At 38.6% G+C, this 6902-nt stretch carries 4 protein-coding genes; 1 reads left to right on the plus strand and 3 read right to left on the minus strand.

The features are described from left to right. Window positions 1–234: 234 nt before the first annotated feature. The 3 genes from FD50_RS00380 to FD50_RS00395 all read right to left on the minus strand — a co-directional run bounded on the left by FD50_RS00380 (window position 235) and on the right by FD50_RS00395 (window position 4396). Window positions 235–1587, minus strand: coding sequence for a glucose-6-phosphate isomerase (locus FD50_RS00380; RefSeq protein ID WP_056959459.1), 1353 nt, complete (start codon window positions 1585–1587; stop codon window positions 235–237). Between the two features lie 669 nt (window positions 1588–2256). Then, complete coding sequence (locus FD50_RS00390) at window positions 2257–3120, minus strand: GRP family sugar transporter (protein WP_056959464.1); 864 nt, start codon at window positions 3118–3120, stop codon at window positions 2257–2259. A 100-nt stretch (window positions 3121–3220) separates the two neighbouring features. After that, window positions 3221–4396: a class I SAM-dependent methyltransferase gene (locus FD50_RS00395; RefSeq protein ID WP_054758142.1), complete on the minus strand. Its 1176-nt coding sequence runs from the start codon at window positions 4394–4396 to the stop codon at window positions 3221–3223. A 216-nt stretch (window positions 4397–4612) separates the two neighbouring features. Between FD50_RS00395 and FD50_RS00400 the strand changes: the two genes are divergently transcribed. After that, window positions 4613–6787, plus strand: a complete 2175-nt coding sequence (locus FD50_RS00400; protein WP_056959466.1) for an LTA synthase family protein — start codon at window positions 4613–4615, stop codon at window positions 6785–6787. The last annotated feature ends 115 nt before the right edge of the window (window positions 6788–6902 follow it).

The following is a 6902-nucleotide window of genomic DNA, read 5'->3' on the forward strand; positions in this document are numbered from 1 at the left end:
ATAAAGGATGCTTTCTTTCCCTTATCTAAACAAAGAATAGCACAGAATTCAACTGCCCCCCAAAAATCAAACGTTTTACTTTTCGTTTTAAATGCACTTTCTGTTTGAAACCTAATTGATCAAACTTGTAAAATTTTTAAATGTATTAAAAAAGATTCAGCAAGAAAATGAAAAAACATTTTCCAACTGAATCAGAAATAAACCTTATCTCTTTAATAGTGCCTAATCTAAATACTAATCACCCAGACGGGCATTTAATTCTTTACTTAGCTCCTCAAAGCCAGGGCGATTTAAAAGTGCAAACATGTTATGCTTGTAAGCTTCAACTCCTGGTTGGTTGAATGGATTAATTCCATTTAAGTAACCTGAAATAGCAACTGCAATCTCAAAGAAGTAGATTGTATATCCTAAAGTATAAGCAGTGCGGTCTGGGATATTAACAATCATATTCGGCACATTTCCATCTGTATGTGCTAAAACTACACCTTGAAATGCCTTAGTATTAACAAAATCCATTGACTTGCCTTCAAGATAGGCTAAACCGTCAAGATTTTCCTCTTCTTTAGGAATTGTAACATCATGATTGGGTTTACCCACCTTAACAACAGTTTCCATCAAGTTACGACGGCCTTCTTGAATATACTGCCCCAATGAGTGCAGATCAGTCGAAAAGTTAGCAGAAGATGGATAAATTCCTTTTTGATCCTTACCTTCAGATTCGCCCATCAATTGCTTCCACCATTCAGAGAAGTACTGTAGTGATGGTTCATAATTCTCCAGAATTTCAGTAGTGTAGCCCTTGCGATACAAAATATTACGCAAAGCTGCATACTGATATGCTTCGTTTTTGGTCAAATCAGCATCTGTGTAATCTGTTCGTGCGTCTGCTGCGCCTTTCATCAAAGCATCAACATCTGCACCAGAAGCTGCGATTGGCAATAAACCAACAGGAGATAACACTGAGAAGCGGCCGCCCACATCATCAGGGATGACAAAAGATTCATATCCTTCTGCATCGGCCTCGGTCTTCAATGCTCCACGCGCACGATCTGTAGTTGCATAGATTCTTTCCTTGGCACCCTCTTTGCCATACTTAGCAAGCAGTTTTTCCTTAAAAATCCGAAAAGCAATCGAAGGTTCAGTAGTTGTCCCTGATTTCGAAATTACATTTACAGAAAAGTCACGATCGCCAATCAATTCTAACAGATCAGCTACATAAGAGGAACTAATTGAATTTCCCGCAAAGAAAATCTGAGGTGCATTCCGTTTTTCGGTTGGAAGCAAATTGAAAAAGGTATGATGCAAAAATTCAATTGCTGCACGTGCCCCCAAGTATGATCCGCCAATTCCGATTACAACTAGGACATCAGAATCGGACTGAATCTTCTTTGCAGCTTTCTTAATTCGCGCAAATTCTTCCTTATCATAGTCAACCGGCAAATTCAAGAACCCACGGAAATCATTTCCCGCTCCTGTACCTTTGCGTAATTCTTCATCAACAGCCGTTACAAGCGCTTGCATTTCTCCTAATTCATTTTTCTGAACAAACTTGGTTAGGTTGGAACTGTCAAAAGAAATATGTGCCATCACTTTACTCTCCTTTTTATTCTTTTTATATAACCGCTCTCATTATACAATAAAACTCGCAGTTTGTGCGCTTTTTTCACGATATTTTATGATTTATCCTTAAAAACACTTAAAGATAGCTTATAAAGCCTTATTACTCTGTGCTGCACCTGCAACTTACTGCCAAACAAAAAACCTGTACGCAGCTTAAGGCACGGTTCCTCAGCACTTTCCCAAGTAAAAATCAGAAAATGAGACAAAAAGCGTTTCAGCATTTGCTGTTTGGAAACAAAGGACACAAAAAAGGGACTGTGACAAAAGTTAAATTTTGGCACAGCCCCGCTTTTATTCTGGATAAACGTGTTCCATAAGTCAAAATTCTCCGTCTAACTTCGAATTACTCATAGCAAAGTACTCGCTATGTTCGTAATTTCGAGTTAGCACTCAAAATTTTCACGACTTATGTCACACTCTCTTTTTTATCCCGGGTAAACGTGTTCCATAAGTCAAAATTCTCCGTCTAACTTCGAATTACTCATAGCAAAGTACTCGCTATGTTCGTAATTTCGAGTTAGCACTCAAAATTTTCACGACTTATGTCGCACTCTCAAAAAAAGAGTTCGCGACTTTTGTCCCAAACTCTTGATGACTTCTCAACCAAACATGCAAGCTTCTTTAAACATTGATCTCCTAAATATTTGAAAGTAAAATTCCGCCGCCGATAATCAGAAACGAACCAATTGTAATATAGATCATTTCTCGTTTTGTTTTCTGCTCCCCAAGAAATAAGATACTGCCAAAAGTAGAAATAATAATTCCCATCTGGGAAAAGGAATAGCTGATTGCTAGCCCAACTAGCGGAATTGCTAGGAACATAAAAATGTTTCCTGTACCCCATAAAAACCCGGTCGCAATGTTTTTAAAAGATTCCTTCTTAAAAGCATCTTTCCCAAAAGCAAAGAAACTGGCTCCAATCACCATTCCAAATGCTTGTGGTAAGACCATTGCTTTAGTATCGACATTTGCTAAATTTACAACAACCGCATACCCTACATACCCTAAAGTTGAAAGTGCCAATGCCCGAGTTCCTATTTTCCAATCTTCCTGCAAGCCAGCCGTAGCAGTCTGTGCACGTCTATCTCTCAGTGAAGTCAATGTGGCGCCCGCAATCAAGATCACTAAAGCCATAGTGCCAATTGAAATCTGATGAATCGTTTTCCACTCGTGAAAAACAACGACTCCGGCCAATGCATTAAAAAACAGCTGCAAGCCTGTCGAAAGCGGAACTGTTTTAGATATTCCAATTGCTTTCATTGAATGAAATTGCTGATTTTGTCCCAAACTCCAGAAAAGGCCAGAAATGATTCCTACAAAAATAACTTTTAAACTACTGTGTGCAACCACATTGTTCCAAAAAATAATTGTTGTCACCAAACTAAATAATAGTGCGCCCCAAGTCATTCCCAGCGTTTGCTGGTTAGCACTTCCACCCAGCTTTCCACTGACAAGCCCAACACTACCCCATGCGATTGCAGGGATCAAGGCAATTAACATAACTTCAAACCTCATTTCTCATTTTTCTCTCTGCAAGACCGTATTATAACAGTTTGTCTCTGCCTAAGACAAGCTGTGATTAACTAGAATAATTCGATCCTTAACCAACAGTCACAACAATGCTTTTAAAAGCAGAACCCACATGTTCTTTCTTATTTAGGACAAAGTCTTCCGGTGCAGTAAAGATATCGCCCAGTTCAAAAGAACACCCAGTTTTCCTGAATACATCCGTTAGCAGTACTTTAAATTGCTTCAGTGTTAAGGTAGGTGTATTTGCCGTCAGTACTAAACTCCCACCCTTTTTAACAGTTTTGAGTGCCGCAACAATTAATGCAGGGTAATCCTTCGTCAGCGAAAAAGTCCCACGTTTAGAGCGGACGAAAACAGGTGGATCAATAATAACCATGTCATATTTAATATGATGCTTTTGTGCATAATCCAAATAGCTAGTAACATCCAAAGCACGTAGCTCTTGTTTTTCTGGAGTAATTCCATTCAAAGTAAAATTCTCAGCAGCTTGCTTCATTGCTTTAGCAGTCAGATCAACATTAACAGTTTTAAACGCTCCGCCGCGCATCGCGGCTATACTAAGCGCTCCATCATCGCTAAAAAGATTTAAAACAATTTTGGCTGCAGCTCTCCCATCTAAAAGTGCATTCATCAAGACACGTTTGTCTAACGAAGCCTCCAGCATGCCTGCATTTAAAGCGACTTGCAGCCGAAGTCCTTCTTGCAGGATCTCAAGTTTTTCCGGCGCTGTCTGTCCACTGACATGCTGCGTTTTTAATGCATCTTTTTGGACATTGAATTGTAGTTTTTCATAAACTCCGTTAGCATCTGGAACAGCTTCGGCAAATGCGCGATAGAGTTCTGCACGCTGATAATAAATTCCCTTATTGTCAAAGGTAAAAACATAATAACCTGCGTAATAATCAATCGTAATTCCACCTAAGCCATCTCCAGCACCGTTAAAAAAGCGAAAAGCATTTGTTTCGGCTTGATAATAAAATGCCTTTCTCCTGATTTGCGCCATTGTAAACAACTTGCGGAAAAACTCCTGATTAGGTACAGCTTGTTCCTTGGTTGCTAAAATCCAACCATCATTATTACGCTGTTTTGCCAAATAAGCATAAGCAACAAATGACTTTTCGCAGACGAGACGGATAAATTCGCCATCCGCTCCAGCATAGCGCTCAACAAAATCACGGACGTTCAACCGTGGATAGCCGTCACTATATTTACGTGCTGCTTGTTTTGTTATTTCAATTGTCTTCAAATTTTGTATCTCCATTATTCTTATTTTGTAATCATGCTTGAATCAACGCTTCAAAAAGATCCTTTTTAATTGTAACATTACTTCGCTGATTTTTGGTTTTAACCTCATAAACTTCCTAAATCTTTCATAATATCGTCTCTGTAAATTGACGTTAATTTGACAAATGGTTTAGAATAAGTCGTTAGTTCAAATTTTCAGAAGGGACGATCAAATACCGTGTACCTATTAAAACTAAAAAATATTTTGAGTACACGCTGGGGCTTTTTTACTTTTCTGGTTTTACTTTTCTGGTTAAAGACGATTTTGGTTTATCTGATCGACTTTCATCTGGGTGTCACAGGCTTTTATCAATATATGGTGCTTTTGCTTAATCCAATTGCAACAACTTTACTTTTATTTGGTAGTGCTTTGTACATCAAACGCTCAGTCCCAGCCTACACGGTTTTGCTACTAGTCTACATAGCCAATTCCGTCTTGCTCTTATTTAACGTTATCTATTATCGTGAGTTTACTGATTTCATGACAATTAACGTGATCTTTGGCTACTCTTCTGTCTCCGACGGCTTGAGTACCAGTTCTTTTGCACTTCTTAAACCGCAAGATATTATTATCATTGCTGATTTGTTCTTACTGATAATTGGTTTTACCACCAAGCTTATTCGGATCGACAGACATGCCATTCCGACACGTCAAGCAGTTGCATTAACTTCTTTTTCCCTCTTTTTTTTGCTGTTTAATTTAACGCTTGGGGAAATTGATCGTCCACAACTGCTGAGTCGTACTTTTGATCGCAATTATTTGGTCAAATATTTGGGGATTGATGCCTTTACTTTTTATGATGGTATCAAAACTGCTAAAAACAATCAGGTTCGCAGTGAAGCTAACAGTGCTGACTTGAATAAAATTCTAGCTTTTACGCAGAAACACTATGCGGCACCAAATGTTAAAACGTACGGCCTAGCCAAGGGCCGCAATGTAATTGTAATCCATCTGGAAAGCTTCCAGCAATTTCTGATTAATTATCGACTAGATGGCAAAGAGGTTACTCCTTTCTTAAACAGCCTCTACAATAGTAACTCCACTTATAGTTTTGATAATTTCTTCAATCAGGTTGGTCAAGGTAAAACCTCAGATGCGGAAAATATGCTTGAAACCAGCATCTATGGTCTGCAACAAGGTTCACTTTTCTCTGCTCTTGGGACTGACAATACCTTTGAAGGTGCACCTGCAATCCTAAAACAACAGGCCGGTTATTCAAGCGCTGTTTTCCATGGGAATAAGGGTTCATTTTGGAATCGCGATAATGTCTATAAAAATCTTGGTTATCAGTATTTCTTTGATGCCAGTTACTTTAATACCAATGCTAATAATCTGACTGAGTATGGCTTAAAGGATAAGTTGCTTTTTCATGATTCTGTTAAGTATTTAGAAAGACTCCAACAGCCTTTCTATGCTAAATTTATTACTGTTTCGAATCATTTTCCATATACTCTCGACAAGCAAAATACCAGCTTTAAAGCGGCAAACACTGGTGACGACTCTGTTGACAATTATTTTGTAACTGCACACTACCTAGATCAGTCAGTCAAAGAATTTTTTGACTATCTGAAAAAAAGCGGGTTATATAATAACTCAATGATTGTAATCTATGGTGATCATTATGGGATTTCAAACTCCCGGAATTTGAAACTTGCTCCATTATTAGGTAAATCTGCTTCAACTTGGAATGACTTCGACAATGTCCAAATGCAACGGGTGCCCTTCATGATTCATATTCCTGGGGTCACAAATGCAGGTGTTCAGCATCAATATGGTGGCGAAATTGATGTTCTTCCCACAATTTTGCACTTGTTAGGGATTAACTCTAAGTCTTATATTCAATTTGGCACAGATCTTCTGTCTTCCAGTCACGATCAAGTCGTGGCCTTTCGCAATGAAAACTTCGTGACACCTGACTACACGGTTGTGAGTGGCAATATCTATGACAACAAAACCGGTCAGCAGATTACCCATCCTTCTGCTGCAGTTGCGGCAAAGATAGCGGCAGCAGGTGATCAGGTCAGTCAAGAACTTTCACTTTCTGATGCACTCAACAATAAGAACTTGTTGCGTTTCTATGTTCCAAAGGGATTTACTCCCGTCAATCCTAAAACATACAACTATAAAAATAGTTTTGGCGAAATTACTAAGATCCAGCAAATCTTGGGTAATAAATCAACCAGCCTTTGGACTCAAAATGGGAACAAATCGACCATTACAGATTATACATCTGATGCACCTGAATTAAATACAACTGATTCAAACCAACAAAATGAGGAAAGTGCTTCTTCTTCATTGAAAAGTGCCACAAGCTCTTCGAACAAGGCCTCCCAAAAAAGCAGTAGTAAATAATGAGAATTACTGACTAAAAGTGGTCTGACAAACGCAACACATTTAATTTTAGTTTGGAAGAGAGTGTGACATAAGTCGGGAAAATTTGAGTGCTAACTCGAAATTATGAACATAG

The organism is Liquorilactobacillus satsumensis DSM 16230 = JCM 12392 (genome assembly GCF_001435195.1).
Taxonomy (GTDB): domain Bacteria; phylum Bacillota; class Bacilli; order Lactobacillales; family Lactobacillaceae; genus Liquorilactobacillus; species Liquorilactobacillus satsumensis.

Coding starts and splice junctions, on each gene's coding strand:
- FD50_RS00390 (WP_056959464.1), bottom strand. CDS start 3,120: ATGTTAATTGCCTTGATCCCTGCAATCGCATGGGGTAGTGTTGGGCTT.
- FD50_RS00380 (WP_056959459.1), bottom strand. CDS start 1,587: ATGGCACATATTTCTTTTGACAGTTCCAACCTAACCAAGTTTGTTCAG.